At 62.6% G+C, this 18,490-nt stretch carries 17 protein-coding genes; 14 read left to right on the forward strand and 3 right to left on the reverse strand.

The window, feature by feature from the left end; translation table 11 throughout:
• Positions 1-64 precede the first annotated feature (64 nt).
• The 5 genes from ACF8MI_RS09940 (at position 65) to ispD (ending at position 5,139) form a co-directional block, all read left to right on the forward strand.
• Positions 65-1,693 (forward strand): CTP synthase, encoded by a 1,629-nt coding sequence (locus ACF8MI_RS09940; RefSeq protein ID WP_060497317.1) that lies wholly within the window; start codon positions 65-67, stop codon positions 1,691-1,693.
• Between the two features lie 3 nt (positions 1,694-1,696).
• Entirely contained in the window at positions 1,697-2,542 is an 846-nt protein-coding gene (gene kdsA, locus ACF8MI_RS09945) for a 3-deoxy-8-phosphooctulonate synthase (RefSeq protein WP_060497316.1), read from the forward strand.
• 153 nt (positions 2,543-2,695) lie between these two features.
• The gene (gene eno / locus ACF8MI_RS09950) at positions 2,696-3,985 is read left to right on the forward strand and encodes a phosphopyruvate hydratase (protein ID WP_060497315.1); all 1,290 of its coding nucleotides are present in this window, start codon (positions 2,696-2,698) and stop codon (positions 3,983-3,985) included.
• 168 nt (positions 3,986-4,153) lie between these two features.
• Positions 4,154-4,435 (forward strand): cell division protein FtsB, encoded by a 282-nt coding sequence (ftsB, locus tag ACF8MI_RS09955; protein WP_016712918.1) that lies wholly within the window; start codon positions 4,154-4,156, stop codon positions 4,433-4,435.
• The gene (gene ispD, locus ACF8MI_RS09960; protein ID WP_060497314.1) at positions 4,432-5,139 is read left to right on the forward strand and encodes a 2-C-methyl-D-erythritol 4-phosphate cytidylyltransferase; all 708 of its coding nucleotides are present in this window, start codon (positions 4,432-4,434) and stop codon (positions 5,137-5,139) included. The genes ftsB and ispD overlap by 4 nt, the downstream gene beginning before the upstream one ends.
• A gap of 57 nt (positions 5,140-5,196) precedes the next feature.
• On the opposite strand, the gene ACF8MI_RS09965 is transcribed toward ispD, so the two are convergent.
• Positions 5,197-6,093, reverse strand: a complete 897-nt coding sequence (locus ACF8MI_RS09965; RefSeq protein WP_156867812.1) for a LysR substrate-binding domain-containing protein — start codon at positions 6,091-6,093, stop codon at positions 5,197-5,199.
• 107 nt (positions 6,094-6,200) lie between these two features.
• Between ACF8MI_RS09965 and ACF8MI_RS09970 the strand changes: the two genes are divergently transcribed.
• The 8 genes from ACF8MI_RS09970 (at position 6,201) to rpoS (ending at position 13,647) form a co-directional block, all read left to right on the forward strand.
• Entirely contained in the window at positions 6,201-7,313 is a 1,113-nt protein-coding gene (locus ACF8MI_RS09970; protein WP_016712915.1) for an S-(hydroxymethyl)glutathione dehydrogenase/class III alcohol dehydrogenase, read from the forward strand.
• A gap of 8 nt (positions 7,314-7,321) precedes the next feature.
• A complete protein-coding gene (gene fghA, locus ACF8MI_RS09975; protein ID WP_060497312.1) occupies positions 7,322-8,176 on the forward strand; it encodes an S-formylglutathione hydrolase in 855 nt (284 codons plus the stop codon).
• A gap of 341 nt (positions 8,177-8,517) precedes the next feature.
• A complete protein-coding gene (gene ispF / locus ACF8MI_RS09980; protein WP_016501146.1) occupies positions 8,518-8,991 on the forward strand; it encodes a 2-C-methyl-D-erythritol 2,4-cyclodiphosphate synthase in 474 nt (157 codons plus the stop codon).
• Complete coding sequence (gene truD, locus ACF8MI_RS09985; RefSeq protein WP_200928745.1) at positions 8,988-10,046, forward strand: tRNA pseudouridine(13) synthase TruD; 1,059 nt, start codon at positions 8,988-8,990, stop codon at positions 10,044-10,046. The genes ispF and truD overlap by 4 nt, the downstream gene beginning before the upstream one ends.
• Positions 10,034-10,783, forward strand: coding sequence for a 5'/3'-nucleotidase SurE (gene surE, locus ACF8MI_RS09990; RefSeq protein WP_016712911.1), 750 nt, complete (start codon positions 10,034-10,036; stop codon positions 10,781-10,783). The genes truD and surE overlap by 13 nt, the downstream gene beginning before the upstream one ends.
• Positions 10,784-10,818: 35 nt before the next feature.
• Positions 10,819-11,457, forward strand: coding sequence for a protein-L-isoaspartate(D-aspartate) O-methyltransferase (locus ACF8MI_RS09995; RefSeq protein WP_164525271.1), 639 nt, complete (start codon positions 10,819-10,821; stop codon positions 11,455-11,457).
• 213 nt (positions 11,458-11,670) lie between these two features.
• Complete coding sequence (locus ACF8MI_RS10000; RefSeq protein WP_200929485.1) at positions 11,671-12,531, forward strand: peptidoglycan DD-metalloendopeptidase family protein; 861 nt, start codon at positions 11,671-11,673, stop codon at positions 12,529-12,531.
• 108 nt (positions 12,532-12,639) lie between these two features.
• Positions 12,640-13,647 carry an RNA polymerase sigma factor RpoS gene (gene rpoS, locus ACF8MI_RS10005; protein ID WP_003252351.1) on the forward strand — a complete coding sequence of 336 codons (1,008 nt, stop codon included), beginning with the start codon at positions 12,640-12,642 and terminating at the stop codon, positions 13,645-13,647.
• 514 nt (positions 13,648-14,161) lie between these two features.
• On the opposite strand, the gene fdxA is transcribed toward rpoS, so the two are convergent.
• Both fdxA and mutS read right to left on the reverse strand, forming a co-directional pair.
• Entirely contained in the window at positions 14,162-14,485 is a 324-nt protein-coding gene (gene fdxA / locus ACF8MI_RS10010) for a ferredoxin FdxA (RefSeq protein WP_012270863.1), read from the reverse strand.
• Positions 14,486-14,625: 140 nt separating this feature from the next.
• A complete protein-coding gene (mutS, locus tag ACF8MI_RS10015) occupies positions 14,626-17,199 on the reverse strand; it encodes a DNA mismatch repair protein MutS (protein WP_060501900.1) in 2,574 nt (857 codons plus the stop codon).
• Between the two features lie 186 nt (positions 17,200-17,385).
• Between mutS and ACF8MI_RS10020 the strand changes: the two genes are divergently transcribed.
• Complete coding sequence (locus ACF8MI_RS10020) at positions 17,386-18,453, forward strand: hypothetical protein (protein ID WP_164524966.1); 1,068 nt, start codon at positions 17,386-17,388, stop codon at positions 18,451-18,453.
• Positions 18,454-18,490: the final 37 nt, after the last annotated feature.

The following is an 18,490-nucleotide window of genomic DNA, read 5'->3' on the forward strand; positions in this document are numbered from 1 at the left end:
TTCGGCCTTCCTTCGCTTTCTCCGGCGGCGCTGGCCGCTTTAACGCAGACTTCTAGGGTTTTTCATGACGCGCTACATATTCGTCACGGGCGGTGTTGTTTCTTCATTGGGGAAAGGCATTGCCTCGGCTTCCCTGGCGGCCATCCTGGAAGCGCGGGGCCTGAAGGTCACCATGCTCAAGCTGGATCCGTACATCAACGTCGATCCGGGCACCATGAGCCCGTTCCAGCACGGTGAAGTGTTCGTCACCCACGATGGCGCCGAGACCGACCTCGACCTGGGCCACTACGAGCGGTTCATCCGCACCACCATGACCCAGAACAACAACTTCACCACCGGCCGCATCTACGAGCACGTGCTGCGTAAAGAGCGTCGTGGTGATTACCTGGGCGCGACCATCCAGGTCATCCCGCACATCACCGACGAGATCAAACGTCGCATCATCAAGGGTGCCGGCGATGCCGACGTGGCCCTGGTGGAAATCGGCGGTACCGTGGGTGACATCGAGTCGCAGCCGTTCCTCGAGGCCATCCGCCAGCTGCGCGTCGAAGTGGGCTCCAAGCGCGCCATGCTGATGCACCTGACCCTGGTCCCGTACATCGCCACCGCTGGCGAAACCAAGACCAAGCCGACCCAGCACTCGGTCAAGGAGCTGCGCTCCATCGGCCTGCAGCCTGACGTGCTGATCTGCCGCTCCGACCACCCGGTCGATGCCTCGTCGCGTCGCAAGATCGCGCTGTTCACCAACGTTGAAGAGCGTGCGGTGATTTCGCTGGAAGACGTCGACACCATCTACAAGATCCCGGGCGTACTGCACGCACAGGGCCTGGACGACTTCGTCGTCGAGCGTTTCGGCCTGCAGTGCAATGGCGCCGACCTGTCCGAGTGGGACAAGGTGGTCGATGCCAAGCTCAACCCTGAGCAGGAAGTGACCATCGCTATGGTCGGCAAGTACATGGAGCTGCTGGACGCGTACAAGTCGCTGATCGAAGCGATGAGCCACGCCGGCATCACCAACCGTACCAAGGTCAACCTGCGCTACATCGATTCGGAAGACATCGAGAACCAGGGCACCAGCCTGCTCGAAGGCGCCGATGCCATTCTGGTGCCGGGCGGTTTCGGCCTGCGCGGCGTGGAAGGCAAGATCACTGCGGTGCAATACGCCCGTGAAAACAAGGTGCCGTACCTGGGTATCTGCCTGGGCATGCAGGTGGCCGTGATCGAATTCGCCCGTAACGTCATGGGCTGGAAAGACGCCAACTCCACCGAGTTCGACCGCAACAGCGGCCACCCTGTGGTCGGCCTGATCACCGAGTGGGCCGATGCCACCGGTGCCGTCGAAACCCGCAACGAGGCTTCCGACCTGGGCGGCACCATGCGCCTGGGCGCACAGGACTGCCAGCTGGCTGCCGGTTCCAAGGTGCACGACTGCTACGGCAAGGACGTGATCACCGAGCGTCATCGCCACCGCTACGAAGTGAACAACAACCTGCTGCCGCAACTGGTAGACGCTGGCCTGGTGGTTTCTGGCCGTTCCGAAGACGGCGCGCTGGTGGAAGTGGTCGAGTCCAAGGACCACCCATGGTTCGTCGCCTGCCAGTTCCACCCGGAGTTCACCTCCACCCCGCGTGACGGCCACCCGCTGTTCAGTGGTTTCGTCAAGGCAGCCCTGGCTCAGAAGAACAAGGCCTGATCAATGACCCAGAAGATCATCCGCGTCGGTAACATCGAGATCGCCAACGACAAGCCGTTCGTCCTGTTCGGCGGCATGAACGTCCTGGAGTCCCGTGACCTGGCAATGAAGGTCTGCGAGGAGTACGTGCGGGTGACCGAGAAGCTCGGTATCCCCTACGTGTTCAAGGCCAGTTTCGACAAGGCCAACCGTTCGTCGGTGACGTCTTACCGTGGCCCGGGCATGGAAGAAGGGCTGAAGATCTTCGAAGAGATCAAGCGCACCTTCAACGTGCCGGTGATCACTGATGTGCACGAGCCCTACCAGTGCGAGCCGGTGGCCAAGGTGTGTGACATCATCCAGTTGCCAGCCTTCCTTTCGCGCCAGACCGACCTGGTCGTCGCGATGGCCAAGACCGGCGCTGTGATCAACATCAAGAAGGCGCAATTCCTCGCGCCGCACGAGATGAAGCACATCCTCGCCAAGTGCGTTGAGGCCGGTAACGACCAGCTCATCCTGTGTGAGCGCGGTTCGAGCTTCGGCTACAACAACCTGGTGGTCGACATGCTCGGCTTCGGCATCATGAAGCAGTTCGAGTACCCGGTGTTCTTCGACGTGACCCACGCCCTGCAGACGCCGGGCGGTCGCGCTGATTCCGCCGGTGGCCGCCGCGCCCAGGTCACCGACCTGGCCAAGGCGGGCATGAGCCAGGGCCTGGCCGGCCTGTTCCTCGAAGCCCACCCGGACCCGGACAACGCCAAATGCGATGGCCCATGCGCCCTGCGCCTGGACAAACTGGAGCCATTCCTGGCCCAGCTCAAGCAACTGGACGACCTGGTGAAAAGTTTTCCGACGGTAGAAACCGCGTAAAGCTCATTTCTCGGGTAAAGTACCGCCCGATCCACCCCTGACCAATCGGTCAGGGGCTCCCTTCACCCGGCCTGCCCCCTGCAAATCCGCCTGGTGAACGGCAAGAATTTCTTAAGCTAAGTTGTTTTCGTCAATTCTGGAGTGCTTACAACAATGGCAAAAATCGTCGACATCAAAGGTCGTGAAGTTCTCGATTCGCGTGGCAACCCCACCGTGGAAGCCGATGTACTGCTCGACAACGGCATCATCGGCAGCGCTTGCGCGCCGTCCGGTGCTTCCACCGGCTCGCGCGAAGCGCTGGAGCTGCGTGATGGCGACAAGAGCCGTTACCTGGGCAAGGGCGTGCTGAAGGCTGTCGCCAACATCAACGGCCCGATCCGTGACCTGCTGCTGGGCAAGGACCCTTCCGACCAGAAGGCCCTGGACCACGCCATGATCGAACTGGACGGTACCGAGAACAAGGCCAAGCTCGGCGCCAACGCCATCCTGGCTGTTTCCCTGGCTGCCGCCAAGGCCGCTGCCCAGGACCAGGACCTGCCGCTGTACGCGCACATCGCCAACCTGAACGGCACTCCGGGCCAGTACTCGATGCCGGTTCCGATGATGAACATCATCAACGGTGGCGAGCACGCCGACAACAACGTCGACATCCAGGAGTTCATGGTTCAGCCGGTTGGCGCCAAGACCTTCTCCGACGGCCTGCGCATGGGCACCGAAATTTTCCACCACCTCAAAGCCGTGCTGAAGGCCCGTGGCCTGAACACCGCCGTGGGTGACGAAGGTGGCTTCGCCCCTAACCTGGCTTCCAACGAAGACGCCCTGGGCGCCATCGCCGAAGCGGTCGAAAAAGCCGGCTACAAGCTGGGCACCGACGTGACCCTGGCCCTGGACTGCGCGGCTTCCGAATTCTACGAAGACGGCAAGTACAACCTGTCCGGCGAAGGCAAGTCGTTCGACGCCGAAGGTTTCGCCGAATACCTGAAAGGCCTGACCGAGCGCTTCCCGATCATCTCGATCGAAGATGGCCTGGACGAGTCCGACTGGGCTGGCTGGAAGATCCTCACCGACAAGATTGGTGAAAAGGTACAGCTGGTGGGCGACGACCTGTTCGTGACCAACACCAAGATCCTGAAGGAAGGCATCGAGAAGGGCATCGGTAACTCGATCCTGATCAAGTTCAACCAGATCGGCTCGCTGACCGAAACCCTGGAAGCCATCCAGATGGCCAAGGCTGCTGGCTACACCGCAGTGATCTCGCACCGCTCCGGTGAAACCGAAGACTCGACCATTGCCGACCTGGCCGTGGGTACCGCTGCTGGCCAGATCAAGACTGGTTCGCTGTGCCGTTCCGACCGCGTTTCCAAGTACAACCAGCTGCTGCGCATCGAAGAGCAACTGGGTGCCAAAGCGGTTTACCGTGGTCGTGCCGAGTTTCGCGGCTAAGCAAGAGATGGTAAAAAGACAGCAGCCGGAGTTGTAGGAACGTTCGTATTGATCTTTCCTTCATCCCAACGGGTTTCTGTCAACGAAGCCTGGCCTCGGCCAGGCTTCGTGCTATTCGAGGCCCCGAAGTAACAAGTACGCGGCAGCCTTTTTAACCTGGATAACGTGATGCGCAGTCCCTATTGGGTGTTCCTCGTTCTGCTCCTGCTGCTGGGTGGCCTGCAGTACCGCCTGTGGGTGGGTAATGGCAGCCTGGCGCAAGTGACCGAACTGAAGCAGCAGATTGACGAGCAGCATGCCGAGAACGAGCGCTTGCTTGAGCGCAACCGCGTGCTCGATGCCGAAGTGCTGGAGCTGAAAAAAGGCATGGAGACCGTTGAAGAACGGGCTCGCCACGAATTGGGAATGGTCAAAGAGGGCGAAACCCTCTTCCAGTTGCCACAGAAATGATCGATACCTTACCGGCCTTCTGGGCCGTGATTCCTGCTGCGGGCGTAGGTGCCCGCATGGCTGCCGACCGCCCCAAGCAATACCTGGAGCTGGCTGGGCAGACCATCCTCGAGCACAGCCTCGACGGTTTTCTTGGCCACCCGGCACTCAAAGGTGTGGTGGTCAGCATTGCTGAAGATGACCCGTACTGGCCGGCCCTGCGTTGCGCCAGCGACCCGCGCATCCAGCGCGCAGCGGGTGGGCGCGAGCGTGCCGATTCGGTGCTCAATGCCTTGCTGTTGCTGCATGCCCATGGCGCCTCGGACAGCGACTGGGTGCTGGTGCATGATGCTGCGCGGCCGAATTTGGCGCGCAGCGACCTGGACAAACTGTTGTCGGAGCTGGCGGACGACCCGGTGGGTGGCCTGCTGGCGGTACCGGCGCGCGATACCCTCAAGCGTGCCGATGGCAGCGGCCGGGTAAGTGCTACCGTGGACCGTAGCACCATCTGGCAAGCGTATACGCCGCAGATGTTCCGCCTTGGCGCGTTGCACCGGGCGCTCGCTGAGTGCCTGGTGTCGGATGTGGTAGTTACCGATGAAGCTTCTGCCATCGAATGGTCCGGCCAGGCGCCGCGTTTGGTGGAAGGGCGTAGCGACAACATCAAGGTGACCCGGCCGGAAGACCTTGAATGGTTGCGCCAGCGCTGGGCTGGGCGGCGCTGAAGGCTCAAACCGGTGTTGGCTTGCCCGCGAAGAGGCCGGTAAAGCCAGCATATCCCTTCAGCCGAAACGATATTCCGGCAACCCCGCCAACCCCTCCTTCAGGTAATCCACCAGCCGCCGCACTTTGGGCGACAGGTGCCGCTGCTGCGGATACAACGCCCACACCGCCGTATTCGGCGGCTGGTGCGCTTCCAGCAACGACACCAGAGCCCCCGTATTCAGGTGCTCCAGCACGTAGTAATCCGGCAACTGGCACAACCCCATCCCCTGCAATGCCGCATCCAGCACCGCCTGCCCGCTGTTGCAGCGCCAGTTACCCTGCACCCGCTGGCTTATCTCGCGCCCATCCTGCTGCAATGCCCACAAGTCCGAACTGCCCACCAGGCAATTGTGCCGCGCCAACTCTGACAGGCTGTGGGGTCGACCATAACGTTCCAGATAAGCCGGCGAGGCACACACGTACATGCGCCGGGGGGCGAGGCGGGCGGCCACCAATCGAGAGTCGGCCAGCCGCCCCAAACGGATGGCCAGGTCCATGCCTTCGTGCAGCAGGTCGAGGGTGTGGTTGCTCAACTCCACCTCCACCCGCAGCTGCGGGTACAGCGCTATGAACCGTGTCACGAGCGGCACGATGAAGCGCTCGCCGTACGCTACCGCGCACGTCATGCGCAGCAATCCCTTTGGCTCGCTGGCTAAGTCGCCCATGGCGCGCAGGGCTTCCTCGCGGCCATCCTGAAGACGTTGGCAATGCTGCAGAAAGGTTTGCCCGGCCTCGCTCAAGGTCACCCGACGTGTACTGCGGTAGAGCAGGCGTGTTTGCAGGCGCTCCTCTAGCCGGGCGATCTGGCGGCTGATGTGCGACGAAGAAACCCCCAGGCGTTCGGCCGCCGCCGTGAACTGGCCAGATTCGGCCACGGCGACGAATTCGTCGATACCTTCCCAGCGGCTGCTCATTGATTATCCCTGTATGGCAATAATGTTTTGTCTTTGCCTGGATTATTCATCAAAAGGCACTGAATTACACTGCAAGCCTGAATCGACACTCTGTCTGGAGACCTTTGATGATCAAGTCCCGTGCCGCCGTAGCCTTCGAAGCCAAGAAACCCCTGGAAATCGTCGAAGTCGACGTGGCCATGCCCAAGGCCGGTGAAGTGCTGCTGCGCGTGGTCGCCAGCGGTGTCTGCCACACCGACGCCTACACCCTGTCCGGTGCCGACCCGGAAGGCATCTTCCCGTCGATCCTCGGCCACGAAGGTGGCGCGATCGTTGAGGCGGTAGGCGAGGGCGTGACCTCGGTGGCCGTTGGCGATCATGTGATTCCGCTCTACACCCCGGAATGCGGCAAGTGCAAGTTCTGCCTCTCGGGCAAGACCAACCTGTGCCAGGCCATCCGTGCGACCCAAGGCAAGGGTCTGATGCCAGACGGCACCACGCGCTTCTCGTACAAGGGCCAGCAGCTGTTCCACTACATGGGGACCTCGACCTTCTCCGAGTACACCGTGCTGCCGGAAATCTCCGTGGCCAAGATCCAGAAAGAAGCCCCCCTGGAAAAGGTGTGCCTGCTGGGCTGTGGCGTCACCACCGGTATTGGTGCGGTGCTCAACACCGCCAAGGTCAAGCCGGGTGATACCGTGGCCATCTTCGGCCTGGGCGGCATCGGCCTGTCGGCGGTGATCGGTGCGGTCAAGGCCAAGGCCTCGCGCATCATCGCCATCGACATCAACCCGGCCAAGTTCGAGATCGCCCGCCAGCTGGGCGCCACCGACTGCATCAACCCGAAAGACTACGACCGCCCGATCCAGGAAGTGATCGTCGACCTCACCGACGGTGGCGTGGACTTCTCCTTCGAGTGCATCGGCAACGTGCAACTGATGCGTGCGGCGCTGGAGTGCTGCCACAAGGGCTGGGGCGAGTCGGTGATCATCGGCGTGGCCGGTGCCGGCCAGGAAATCGCCACCCGTCCGTTCCAGCTGGTGACCGGCCGGGTATGGCGCGGTTCGGCGTTCGGTGGCGTGCGTGGCCGCAGCGAGCTGCCAAGCTACGTGGAAATGTCCGAGAAGGGCGAGATCCCGCTGGATACCTTCATCACCCACACCATGGGCCTGGAGGATATCAACAAAGCCTTCGACCTGATGCATGAAGGCAAGAGCATCCGCAGCGTGATCCACTTCTGAGGTACGCCATGAGCCTGGATAACATCTCCTGCCAGAAAAGCTTCGGCGGTTGGCACAAGCGTTACCGGCATCACTCCAAGGTGCTGGGCTGCGACATGGTATTTGCCGTGTACTTGCCGCCGCAGGCCGAGCTGGGTGAGAAGCTGCCGGTGCTGTACTGGCTTAGCGGCCTCACCTGCACCGACGAGAACTTCATGCAGAAGGCCGGCGCCCAGCGCCTGGCCGCCGAGCTTGGGCTGATCATCGTCGCCCCCGACACCAGCCCGCGTGGCGAGCAGGTGCCGGGCGACCCGGACGGCGCCTGGGACTTCGGCCTGGGCGCGGGCTTCTACCTCAACGCCACCCAGCAACCTTGGGCCAAGCACTACCACATGCACGACTATGTGGTGGAGGAGTTGCCCGCGCTGATCGAGGCGCACTTCCCGGCATCGGGCGAGCGCAGTATCAGTGGCCACTCCATGGGCGGGCATGGCGCACTGGTGTGCGCCTTGCGCAACCCGGGGCGCTACCGTTCGGTGTCGGCGTTCTCGCCGATCAGCAACCCGATGGATTGCCCCTGGGGCGAAAAGGCCTTCAGCCGGTACCTGGGTGACGACCGTGCGCGCTGGCGTGAGTGGGATGCCAGTGTGCTGTTGGCCGAAACGCCGGCCGGCGAGTGCCCGCCGTTGCTGGTGGACCAGGGCGACCGTGACGACTTCCTCGAAAAGCAGCTCAAGCCTGAAGCGCTGGAGCAGGCGGCACGCAAAGGGGGGCATGAACTGACCCTGCGCCTGCAGCCGGGCTATGACCATAGCTACTACTTCATTGCCAGCTTCATCGAGGAGCACCTGCGCCATCATGCGGTGGCATTGGGGCGGGTGTAAGACGTAGCGTTTTTGGTGCCTGTGAGATCGAGCGCCGCCCGCGCGGCGCATCGCGAGCTGCGCTCGCTCCTACGTCTGTTTCGCGCCAATTATTCCTGTGAAGATTGCGCGCGAACGCTTTGGCGCATGGCTCGATATCGCGTCGTACAAACAAGGCGGTCGCGCGCGTCTGTCACAGGCGTTACTGGCTCGAAACAAACGTAGGAGCGAGCGCAGCTCGCGATGCGCCGCGCGGGCGGCGCTCGATCTGCCAGACGCTGAAAATCCCAAGGCGATCACCTCCAGCCCAATGCCTCAAAAGCAGGTAGAATCACGCCCTGACTTATTCAGGGCGTTTTCTTATGCGTATTGGCCACGGCTACGATGTGCACCGTTTCTGCGACGGTGATTTCATTACCCTGGGCGGGGTGCGTATCCCCCACAAATACGGCCTGCTGGCCCACTCCGACGGCGACGTGCTGCTGCACGCCCTGAGCGATGCCTTGCTGGGTGCTGCGGCGCTGGGCGATATCGGCAAGCACTTCCCCGACACCGACCCACAGTTCAAGGGTGCCGACAGCCGCGTGCTGCTGCGCCATGTGGTCGGCATCGTCAAGGCCAAGGGCTGGAAGGTCGGCAATGTAGACGCCACCATCGTCGCCCAGGCGCCGAAGATGGCCCCGCACATCGAGACCATGCGCCAGCTGATCGCCGAGGACCTGCAGGTCGAGCTCGACCAGGTCAACGTCAAGGCCACCACCACCGAAAAGCTGGGCTTCACCGGCCGCGAGGAGGGTATTGCCGTGCATTCGGTCGCCCTGCTGCTGCCAGCATGACCGAACTGGAACTGCTGGGCCCGCGCGCATCGGGCGAACCACTGGGCACCGCCGTCCTTAAGGCGGTGGCCGAAGACTTCCAGGTCGACGAAGTGCTGGATATTCCACTGTCCGGCCAGGGCGAGCACTTGTGGCTGTGGGTCGAGAAGCGTGAGCTGAACACCGAAGAGGCCGCTCGCCGCCTGGCGCGCGCCGCCGGTGTGCCGGTGCGCACCATCAGCTATGCCGGGCTCAAGGACCGTCAGGCCCTGACCCGTCAGTGGTTCAGCCTGCACCTGCCAGGCAAGGCCGACCCGGACCTGTCGTGTGCCGAGGATGCCAGCCTGCGCGTGCTCAAGCAGGTGCGTCACCAGCGCAAGCTGCAGCGTGGCGCGCATTCGGCCAACGGCTTCACCCTGCGCCTGACGGCCCTGGCGGCGGATCACCAGGCGCTGGACGCGCGCCTTGAACAGCTGAAGCAGCACGGTGTACCCAACTATTTCGGCACCCAGCGCTTCGGTCACGGCGGCGGCAACGTCCATGACGCCCTCGACTGGGCGGCGCGCAACGCCTTGCCCGAGCAGCGCAATGTGCGTTCGCGGCTGCTTTCGGCCGGGCGCAGCTACCTGTTCAATCAGGTGCTGGCTGCGCGTGTCGCCGAAGGTAGCTGGGCGCGGGCGCAGGTCGGCGACCTGCTGGCATTCACTGACAGCCGTAGCTTTTTCCCGGCGGGAGAGGCGGAATGTGCCGACCCGCGCCTGGCGATTCTCGATCTGCACCCGACCGGCCCGATGTGGGGCGAGGGCGCTTCGCCTGCTGACGGGGCCACTGCCCGCCTGGAAAACGCCGTCGGTGCAGATCAACCGGCACTTTGCCAGTGGTTGGCCCAGGCGGGCATGGATCACGAACGGCGCATTTTGCGGCTCCCTATTGGCGGCCTGACATGGCATTATCCCGAGCCTGATATCCTGCAACTGGAATTCGTCCTGCCGGCCGGATGCTTCGCCACCGTGGTGGTGCGTGAAGTCGTGGATCTGGTGTCGGCAGGGCAGACGGACAGCCCATGCGTATTCTGATTTCGAACGACGACGGTGTTACCGCGCCCGGCATCGCCGCGCTGCACGCTGCGCTGGCGGATTACGCCGAGTGCTCGGTGATCGCCCCGGAGCAAGACAAGAGCGGCGCCAGCAGTTCGCTGACGCTGGACCGGCCACTGCACCCGCAAACCCTGGCCAACGGTTTCATCAGCCTCAACGGCACGCCGACCGACTGTGTGCACCTGGGGCTCAATGGGCTGTTGCCGCACACGCCGGACATGGTCGTGTCGGGGATCAACCTCGGTGCCAACCTGGGCGATGACGTGCTGTATTCGGGCACGGTCGCCGCCGCGTTGGAAGGCCGCTTCCTGGGTGGCACGTCGCTGGCGTTTTCGCTGTTGTCGCGCCAGCCGGACAACCTGCCGACCGCGGCCCATATCGCCCGCCGCCTGGTCGAGGCCCAGTCGCGCCTGGCGCTGCCACCCCGCACCGTGCTCAACGTAAACATTCCCAACCTGCCGCTGGAGCACATTCGTGGCATCCGGCTCACCCGCCTCGGTCACCGGGCGCGGGCGGCGGCACCGACCAAGGTGGTCAACCCGCGCGGCAAGGAAGGTTACTGGATCGCCGTGGCCGGCGATGCCGAGGACGGCGGTCCGGGTACCGACTTTCACGCGGTGATGCAGGGCTATGTATCGATCACCCCGTTGCAACTCGACCGCACCTTCAATGATGCCTTCGAGCAGCTCGACGGTTGGCTGGAGGGCCTGCTCTGATGCGCGAGGACGATATGCTGCGCCGCGGCATCGGCATGACCTCCCAGCGTACCCGGGAGCGGCTGATCCAGCGCCTGTGCGAAGAGGGCGTTTCGAACACCAAGGTGCTCGACGTGATTCGTCGTACCCCGCGCCACCTGTTCGTCGACGAGGCACTGGCGCATCGCGCCTACGAAGACACCGCATTGCCCATCGGCCACAACCAGACCATCTCGCAACCGTTCATGGTTGCCCACATGAGCGAGCTGCTACTCGAGGCCGGGCCGCTGGACAAGGTGCTGGAGATTGGTACCGGCTCAGGCTACCAGACGGCGATCCTGGCCCAGTTGGTGGAACGGGTGTTTTCGGTGGAGCGTATCAAGGTGCTGCAGGACCGGGCCAAAGAGCGCCTGGTGGAGCTGAACCTGCGCAACGTGGTATTCCGCTGGGGCGATGGCTGCGAAGGCTGGCCGGCGCTGGCGCCGTACAACGGCATCATCGTCACGGCGGTGGCGCCAGAAGTGCCGCAGGCATTGCTTGACCAGCTTGCCCCCGGGGGGCGCATGGTGATCCCGGTGGGGGCGACCGGTGAAGCGCAGCAACTGATGCTGATCGTGCGCGAGGAGCATGGATTCTCTCGGCGCGTGCTGGGGGCCGTGCGCTTCGTTCCGCTGCTCAATGGTCCGCTGGCCTGAGGCGTGCGGGTATGAGCCGCGCGGTATTTTTGCGCCAGCGGCGAATTCTTGCCGCTTCGCCCTGTCTATCTGGCGGTAGAAAGCGCTAGCTCGCTCCGGGTATTGCAACAGCCTTTTCACCCGCCTGCCAATACTGGCCGGCTTGGTTATAATTGCAACAATATTGCATTTTTTGTCTTCATATCGTTTTTCGGCACCATGAGGGGAGCGCGGGTGGGTCACACAGTCATTCGGCAGCGCAAGGACGGGTCGGGTTTCAAGCTTCTGGTGATTGCACTGGCCATGGGCACGCTACTGGTGGGTTGCTCGAGCACCAGCAGCAACAGCAGTGCGCGGGTGGTCGACCGCAATAACACCGTGCCCAAGCGCCCGGCGGTGACGTCCGGGCAGTACATCGTCAAGCCGGGTGACACGCTGTTCTCCATTGCCTTCCGCTATGGCTGGGACTACAAGGAGCTGGCCGCACGCAACGGCATCGCGGCGCCTTATACCATTCGCCCAGGGCAAGCGATTCGTTTCAGCAGCGGTTCCAGCAGCAGTACCACGGTGGTGTCCAGCCCCTCTTCATCGAGCCGCACCACGGTCACCCGCAGGCCTGTGAGCACGACTGCCGTGACGCCTGCCAACACCAGCAAACCGGCAACGCCGACAACCTCCACCCCTACACCGGTTGCCACCACCGTGCCTGCGGCAGAGCGCGCCGTAGGCGGCTGGACCTGGCCTGCCAACGGCGTGCTGATTGGAAAATTTGCTTCAAACGGTAGTTTGAATAAAGGCATTGATATCGCCGGTGATTTGGGACAGCCTGTTTTTGCTGCGTCTGATGGTGCGGTGGTTTACGCCGGGAGTGGTTTAAGGGGCTACGGCGAGCTGATCATCATCAAGCACAGTGATACCTACGTCAGTGCCTACGGTCATAACCGCAGGCTGTTGGTTCGGGAGGGGCAGCAGGTCAAGGCAGGGCAGTCGATTGCTGAAATGGGGTCTACGGGCACAGATCGGGTGAAGCTGCATTTCGAGATTCGCCGCCAGGGCAAACCCGTCGATCCACTCCAGTTCCTGCCACGCCGTTGATCGTTGTACCCGGCCTGTTCCTGTGATGTAGAGGGGACAGGCTCAAGCGCTGCCAGGGATAAAGGTGCCGCTCGAGTCTGAGTTCGAACTCAGCAAAGGACTATAACAATGGCTCTCAGTAAAGAAGTGCCGGAGTTTGACATCGACGATGACGTCCTCCTGATGGAGACGGGTATCGTTTTGGAAACGGATGTGGTGTCAGACGAACCTGCTGTATCTTCGGTTCGGACGAGGGCCAAGTCGGGCTCTTCGCTCAAGCAACACAAGTACATCGATTACAGCCGGGCGCTCGATGCCACCCAGCTGTATCTGAACGAAATCGGCTTCTCGCCGCTGCTTTCGCCGGAAGAGGAAGTGCATTTTGCGCGTTTGTCGCAAAAGGGTGACCCTGCTGGCCGCAAGCGCATGATCGAAAGCAACCTGCGCCTGGTTGTTAAAATTGCCCGTCGTTACGTGAACCGTGGCCTGTCGCTGCTCGACCTGATCGAGGAGGGCAACCTGGGGCTGATCCGTGCGGTCGAGAAGTTCGACCCGGAGCGTGGTTTCCGTTTCTCGACCTATGCGACCTGGTGGATTCGCCAGACCATCGAGCGGGCGATCATGAACCAGACCCGCACCATTCGCTTGCCGATCCACGTGGTCAAAGAGCTGAACGTCTACCTGCGTGCGGCCCGAGAGCTGACCCAAAAGCTGGACCACGAACCCTCCCCGGAAGAAATCGCCACCTTGCTGGAGAAGCCCGTCGCCGAGGTCAAGCGCATGCTCGGCCTGAATGAACGGGTGTCTTCGGTGGATGTGTCGCTTGGCCCGGATTCGGACAAGACCCTGCTCGACACCCTGACCGACGACCGCCCCACAGACCCGTGCGAGCTGCTTCAGGATGACGACCTGTCGCAGAGCATCGACCAGTGGCTGGGGGAGTTGACCGACAAGCAGCGGGAAGTGGTGGTGCGCCGCTTTGGCCTGCGCGGGCATGAAAGCAGCACCCTGGAGGATGTTGGGCTGGAGATCGGCCTGACCCGGGAACGGGTGCGGCAGATCCAGGTGGAAGGGCTCAAGCGCCTGCGTGAGATCCTGGAGAAGAACGGCCTGTCCAGCGAGTCGTTGTTCCAGTAGCGAAAGCCTGTAATGCAAAACGCCCCGATGACCTCGGGGCTTTTTTGTGTGTCGCGATGGGCTGCAAAGCAGCCCCAAAATCTGCCAGCCACAGCAGATGTCGAATATGTACTGCGCCACCCCAGTAACATTGCATGTAAGCCTTTTCTTACTTGTTTTGTAGGCCATCTATGCAAATCTCAGTAAATCATTGTCGTTTTTAGCCCCGGTATTTTTCCAACTCATTGAAAATCAAGTGTTATTCGCCTGTGTGGAAATGTGTCCCGTGTAATACCTTGTGAGGTTTCGCGCTTGCCGGCCCGGCTCAACCCGCTAGTATTCGAACTGTGCACACGGACATGCACAGGCTTCCAGGGAGGAGGCCAAGGACATCGCAAGACGCGATTTCATCAGGATGATGTTTGGGACAAGCAGGGACTACGGAAAAAATGTGGGCGGGTCAAACCGCCCCTTTTTTTTGCTCGCAGAAAAACAAAAAAAGGCCCCGAGGGGCCTTTTTCGTGTCCGGGCGCTATCAGCGCTCCAGGTCTGCAATCTTGCCAGTCTTGCCGTCCCACTCTTCAGCGTCCGGCAGGGCGTCCTTACGTTCGGTGATGTTCGGCCAGACTTCCGCCAGTTCGGCGTTCAGCTCGATGAAGTTCTCCATCCCGGCTGGGATTTCGTCTTCCGAGAAGATGGCTTGTGCTGGGCACTCCGGTTCGCACAGGGCGCAGTCGATGCACTCGTCCGGGTGGATGACCAGGAAGTTCGGGCCTTCGTAGAAGCAGTCCACCGGACAGACTTCCACGCAGTCGGTGTATTTGCATTTGATGCAGTTGTCGGTGACGACGAAGGTCATTTCTAGTTCTCTCCTCAGGCGACGGCGGCGGCCCTTCCTCTCAGGGCCGCGCGGTTTACAGGTATGTGGCTGCAGGCCAGGCTAATAACCTGCAGCACCAGCAAACCGCGGCGGATTCTACCAGCTTGTAGTGGCTGCCGTTATAACAGGTTCTTTAGTTGATATAGCATTTCGATAGCTTGACGCGGGGTCATGTCGTCCAGTTGCAGCTTGCCCAGCTTCTCGATGGCCGGGTGCGGCAGGCTGGCGAACAGGTCGCTCTGGTGCGGCACCTGTGGCGTGTCCTTGGCTTTTTGCGCCGGGGACGGCTCATGCGGCAGGCTGGTGGTTTCCAGGCGCCCCAGGTGTTCGCGGGCGCGCTGGATGACCGCCGTCGGCACGCCGGCCAGTTGCGCCACGGCCAGGCCGTAGCTTTGGCTGGCAGGGCCAGGCAGAACGTGGTGCAGGAACACGATGCGTTCGTTGTGCTCGGTGGCATTGAGGTGCACGTTGGCCACCAGCGGCTCGCTCTCCGGCAGCACGGTGAGCTCGAAGTAGTGGGTGGCGAACAAGGTGTAGGCACGCAATTGCGCCAGGCGCTCGGCGGCGGCCCAGGCCAGCGACAGGCCGTCGAAGGTACTGGTGCCACGGCCTACTTCATCCATCAGCACCAGGCTGCGGTCGGTGGCGTTGTGCAGAATGTTGGCGGTTTCGCTCATCTCGACCATGAAGGTCGAGCGCCCGCCAGCCAGGTCGTCGCTGGAGCCGATGCGGGTGAAGATGCGGTCGACCAGTGACAGCTCGCAGCTGGCTGCCGGTACGAAGCTGCCGATGTGCGCCAGCAGCACGATCAGGGCCGTCTGGCGCATGTAGGTGGACTTACCGCCCATGTTCGGGCCGGTGATGATCAGCATGCGCGTGCTGTTGTCCAGGCCCAGGTCGTTGGCAACGAATGGCGTGGTCAGCACCTGTTCCACCACCGGGTGGCGGCCCTGCTCGATGCGCAGGCACGGCTCGTCGACGAAGCGCGGGCAGTTCAGGTCGAGGTTAAGCGCACGTTCGGCCAGGTTGCTGAGTACATCCAGTTCGGCCAAGGCGGCGGCGCTGTCCTGCAGCGGCGCCAGGTGGCTGATCAGGGTTTCCAGCAAGGCGTCGTAGAGCATTTTCTCGCGAGCCAGGGCACGGCTTTTGGCTGACAGTGCCTTGTCCTCGAACGCTTTCAGCTCAGGGGTGATGAAGCGCTCGGCACCCTTGAGCGTCTGGCGGCGGATGTAGTCGCCCGGTGCCTGCTCGGCCTGCTTGGTTGGCAGCTCGATGAAGTAGCCGTGCACGCGGTTGTAGCCGACCTTGAGGTTGGCCAGGCCGGTGCGGGCCTTCTCCCGGGCTTCCAGGTCAATCAGGAACTGGCCGGCGTTTTCGCTGATGGCCAGCAGCTCGTCCAGCTCGCTGTCATAGCCGGCCTTGAGCACGCCGCCGTCGCGGATCACCGCCGGCGGGTTATCGATGATTGCACGCTCCAGCAGGCTGGCCAGCTCCGGGTAGGTGCCGGTAATCGCTGCCAGGCGCGCCAGATGCGGCGCCTCAAGCTCGGTCATGGCGTTCTGCAGCTCGGGCAATGCGCCCAAGGCATCGCGCAGGCGCGCCAGGTCACGAGGGCGGGCATTGCGCAGGCCGATACGGGCGAGGATGCGCTCGATATCGCCAATTTCCTTCAGCTGTGGCTGCAGCTTCTCGAAGCGGTAGCCGTCGAGCAGGCAGCGGATCGAGTCCTGACGTGCTTGCAGTACTTTGAGGTCGCGCAACGGGCGGTTCAGCCATCGGCTCAGCAGACGGCTGGCCATGGCGGTCTGGCAACGATCGACCACCGATTGCAGGGTGTTGTCACGCCCACCCGCCAGGTTGATGTCCAGCTCCAGGTTGCGCCGGCTGGCGCCATCGAGGATGACCGTGTCGTCCAGGCGCTCGTGGCGCAAGCTACGCAGGTGCGGCAGGGCCGTGCGCTGGGTTTCCTTGGCGTAGGTCAGCAGGCAACCGGCGGCGCCAATGGCCAGGGTCAGCTTGTCGCAGCCAAAGCCTTTGAGGTCCTTGGTTGCGAACTGCTGGCACAGCGCCTTGCGCGCCGAGTCGCGGTCGAAGTCCCACGGGGCGCGGCGGCGGGCGCCTGGGCGCTTCTCGGCCGGCAGGTCGCGGGGCCAGTCGTCGGGGATCAACAGCTCGACCGGGTTCAGGCGCTCGAGTTCGGCCAGCAGGTTTTCCCAGCCTTTGATCTCCTGCACGCTGAAGTTGCCGCTGGTGATGTCCAGTACAGCCAGGCCGAACAGGCGTTCGTCGCCGAGCAGCGCGGCAATCAGGTTGTCGCGGCGCTCGTCGAGCAGGGCTTCGTCGCTGACCGTGCCGGGGGTAATGATGCGCACCACCTGGCGCTCCACCGGGCCCTTGCTGGTGGCCGGGTCGCCGATCTGTTCGCAAATCACCACCGATTCGCCGAGCTTGACCAGCTTAGCCAGGTAGCCCTCCAGCGAGTGGAACGGAATGCCGCACATAGGGATGGACTGGCCAGCCGACTGACCGCGCGCGGTCAGGGTGATGTCCAGCAGTTTCGCGGCCTTCTTGGCATCTTCGTAGAAGATCTCGTAGAAGTCGCCCATGCGGTAGAACATCAGCTGGTCCGGGTGCTGGTTCTTCAGCTTCCAGTACTGCTGCATCATCGGGGTGTGTGCGGAAAGATCTGACATTCAGGGCCTTACAGCGGGTGATCTGGTTGGCGATGGTAAACCCGCAATGGTACAGGCTTTTTTGTTGTGATGCAGGCGCAGGCTTCGGGGCATACGCACACGCCTGGCGGGCAATGGTGGAGCTGCGCCGCGTTACCCTCTAGAATGCGCGGCCCTCGACGAACGCCCCTAGCCGTGACCTGCACGATGAATGTGTCCAGCCCTGTCCCTCATGTTAAGCAACAGCTGATCTACCTCCTGTACGGCGAGCGCCGTATCTATCAGCTGGAGGCCAAACTCAGCATCCTCACCGCCATTGCGCGCTGCAAGCCGGCAGAGCTGCCGGTGATCCGTGTGCTTACCGACCAGCCGAAGGCCTTTGTCGGCTGGCCGGTGGAAGTGATTGCCCTGAACGAGCAGACCCTGCAGGCCTGGACCGGCGACGGCGGCTACACCCACCGGCGCAAGGCCTGCGCCATTGCCCAGGCCGGGCAGTGGGCGGACAAGACCGTGTTCATCGATACCGATACGGTGTTCCTGCAGTCACCGCTGAAGTTGTTCAGCCAAGTCGATGCCGGGCAGTTCCTGGTCGACGAAGTGGAAACGAGCTGGGCCGAGGCTTCGCGCAGCAACGACTACCTTCGCTTCAGTGCCGGGCTCGCCGAGGCTGGACATGCGCCGGCCGACGATTTGCGGCTCTGCAACAGTGGCGTAATGGGCTTCACCCGCTGCAACGTCGGCATTGCCGAGCGCGCCATCCCGCGCATCGATGCCTGGCTACCCTATACCGGCGACCTGCACACCATCGAACAGATTGCCTTTTCCTTCGAGTTGCACGGGGCGCAGGTGAATGAAGCACGTGGCGTGATCAGCCATTACTTCGCGATGAAGCAGTACGTGCATGCCGTCCTGGAAATTTTCTTTGCCAGGCACGGCGAAGGTTTCCATCCGCGTATGCCTGGCTTGGCCCTCAAGGTGCCGGCACATCGCCCCGTCCCTTCGTGGTGGGCGCGGCTTTCGGTGAAGTGGAGCCTCAAGCGTGTGCCGCGGGAGCTGCGTGGTATCGGCCGCAAGCTGCTGTACGGCAGTGTGATGAGCGGCGACGACTACCAGCGTGCGTGCAAGGTGATCTGGTGGCGTTCGGCAATCGAAGACATGCGCAAGCTGGGCGGCTTGGACTGGAGCCGGGAATGGCCGGAAGGGCTGCCGCGCCTTGGACGGCGTGACGAACGTGCGTTCAGCGAAATAGCCCGGGGCAGCCTGGAGGTTTCCTGAGCCAGGGCCTACCGCAGGGTGATAGGGTAGAGGCCCG

The sequence above is a fragment of the Pseudomonas sp. yb_9 genome, assembly GCF_043103635.1.
In the GTDB taxonomy this organism is placed as follows: domain Bacteria; phylum Pseudomonadota; class Gammaproteobacteria; order Pseudomonadales; family Pseudomonadaceae; genus Aquipseudomonas; species Aquipseudomonas monteilii.

Bases quoted from the DNA above. Each gene is read 5' to 3' on its own strand.
- ftsB (WP_016712918.1), top strand. From the start codon at position 4,154: ATGCGCAGTCCCTATTGGGTGTTCCTCGTTCTGCTCCTGCTGCTGGGT.
- ACF8MI_RS10020 (WP_164524966.1), top strand. From the start codon at position 17,386: ATGAATGTGTCCAGCCCTGTCCCTCATGTTAAGCAACAGCTGATCTAC.
- ispD (WP_060497314.1), top strand. From the start codon at position 4,432: ATGATCGATACCTTACCGGCCTTCTGGGCCGTGATTCCTGCTGCGGGC.
- eno (WP_060497315.1), top strand. From the start codon at position 2,696: ATGGCAAAAATCGTCGACATCAAAGGTCGTGAAGTTCTCGATTCGCGT.
- fdxA (WP_012270863.1), bottom strand. From the start codon at position 14,485: ATGACCTTCGTCGTCACCGACAACTGCATCAAATGCAAATACACCGAC.
- kdsA (WP_060497316.1), top strand. From the start codon at position 1,697: ATGACCCAGAAGATCATCCGCGTCGGTAACATCGAGATCGCCAACGAC.
- ispF (WP_016501146.1), top strand. From the start codon at position 8,518: ATGCGTATTGGCCACGGCTACGATGTGCACCGTTTCTGCGACGGTGAT.
- mutS (WP_060501900.1), bottom strand. From the start codon at position 17,199: ATGTCAGATCTTTCCGCACACACCCCGATGATGCAGCAGTACTGGAAG.
- ACF8MI_RS09995 (WP_164525271.1), top strand. From the start codon at position 10,819: ATGACCTCCCAGCGTACCCGGGAGCGGCTGATCCAGCGCCTGTGCGAA.
- rpoS (WP_003252351.1), top strand. From the start codon at position 12,640: ATGGCTCTCAGTAAAGAAGTGCCGGAGTTTGACATCGACGATGACGTC.
- fghA (WP_060497312.1), top strand. From the start codon at position 7,322: ATGAGCCTGGATAACATCTCCTGCCAGAAAAGCTTCGGCGGTTGGCAC.
- surE (WP_016712911.1), top strand. From the start codon at position 10,034: ATGCGTATTCTGATTTCGAACGACGACGGTGTTACCGCGCCCGGCATC.
- ACF8MI_RS09940 (WP_060497317.1), top strand. From the start codon at position 65: ATGACGCGCTACATATTCGTCACGGGCGGTGTTGTTTCTTCATTGGGG.
- ACF8MI_RS09970 (WP_016712915.1), top strand. From the start codon at position 6,201: ATGATCAAGTCCCGTGCCGCCGTAGCCTTCGAAGCCAAGAAACCCCTG.
- truD (WP_200928745.1), top strand. From the start codon at position 8,988: ATGACCGAACTGGAACTGCTGGGCCCGCGCGCATCGGGCGAACCACTG.
- ACF8MI_RS09965 (WP_156867812.1), bottom strand. From the start codon at position 6,093: ATGAGCAGCCGCTGGGAAGGTATCGACGAATTCGTCGCCGTGGCCGAA.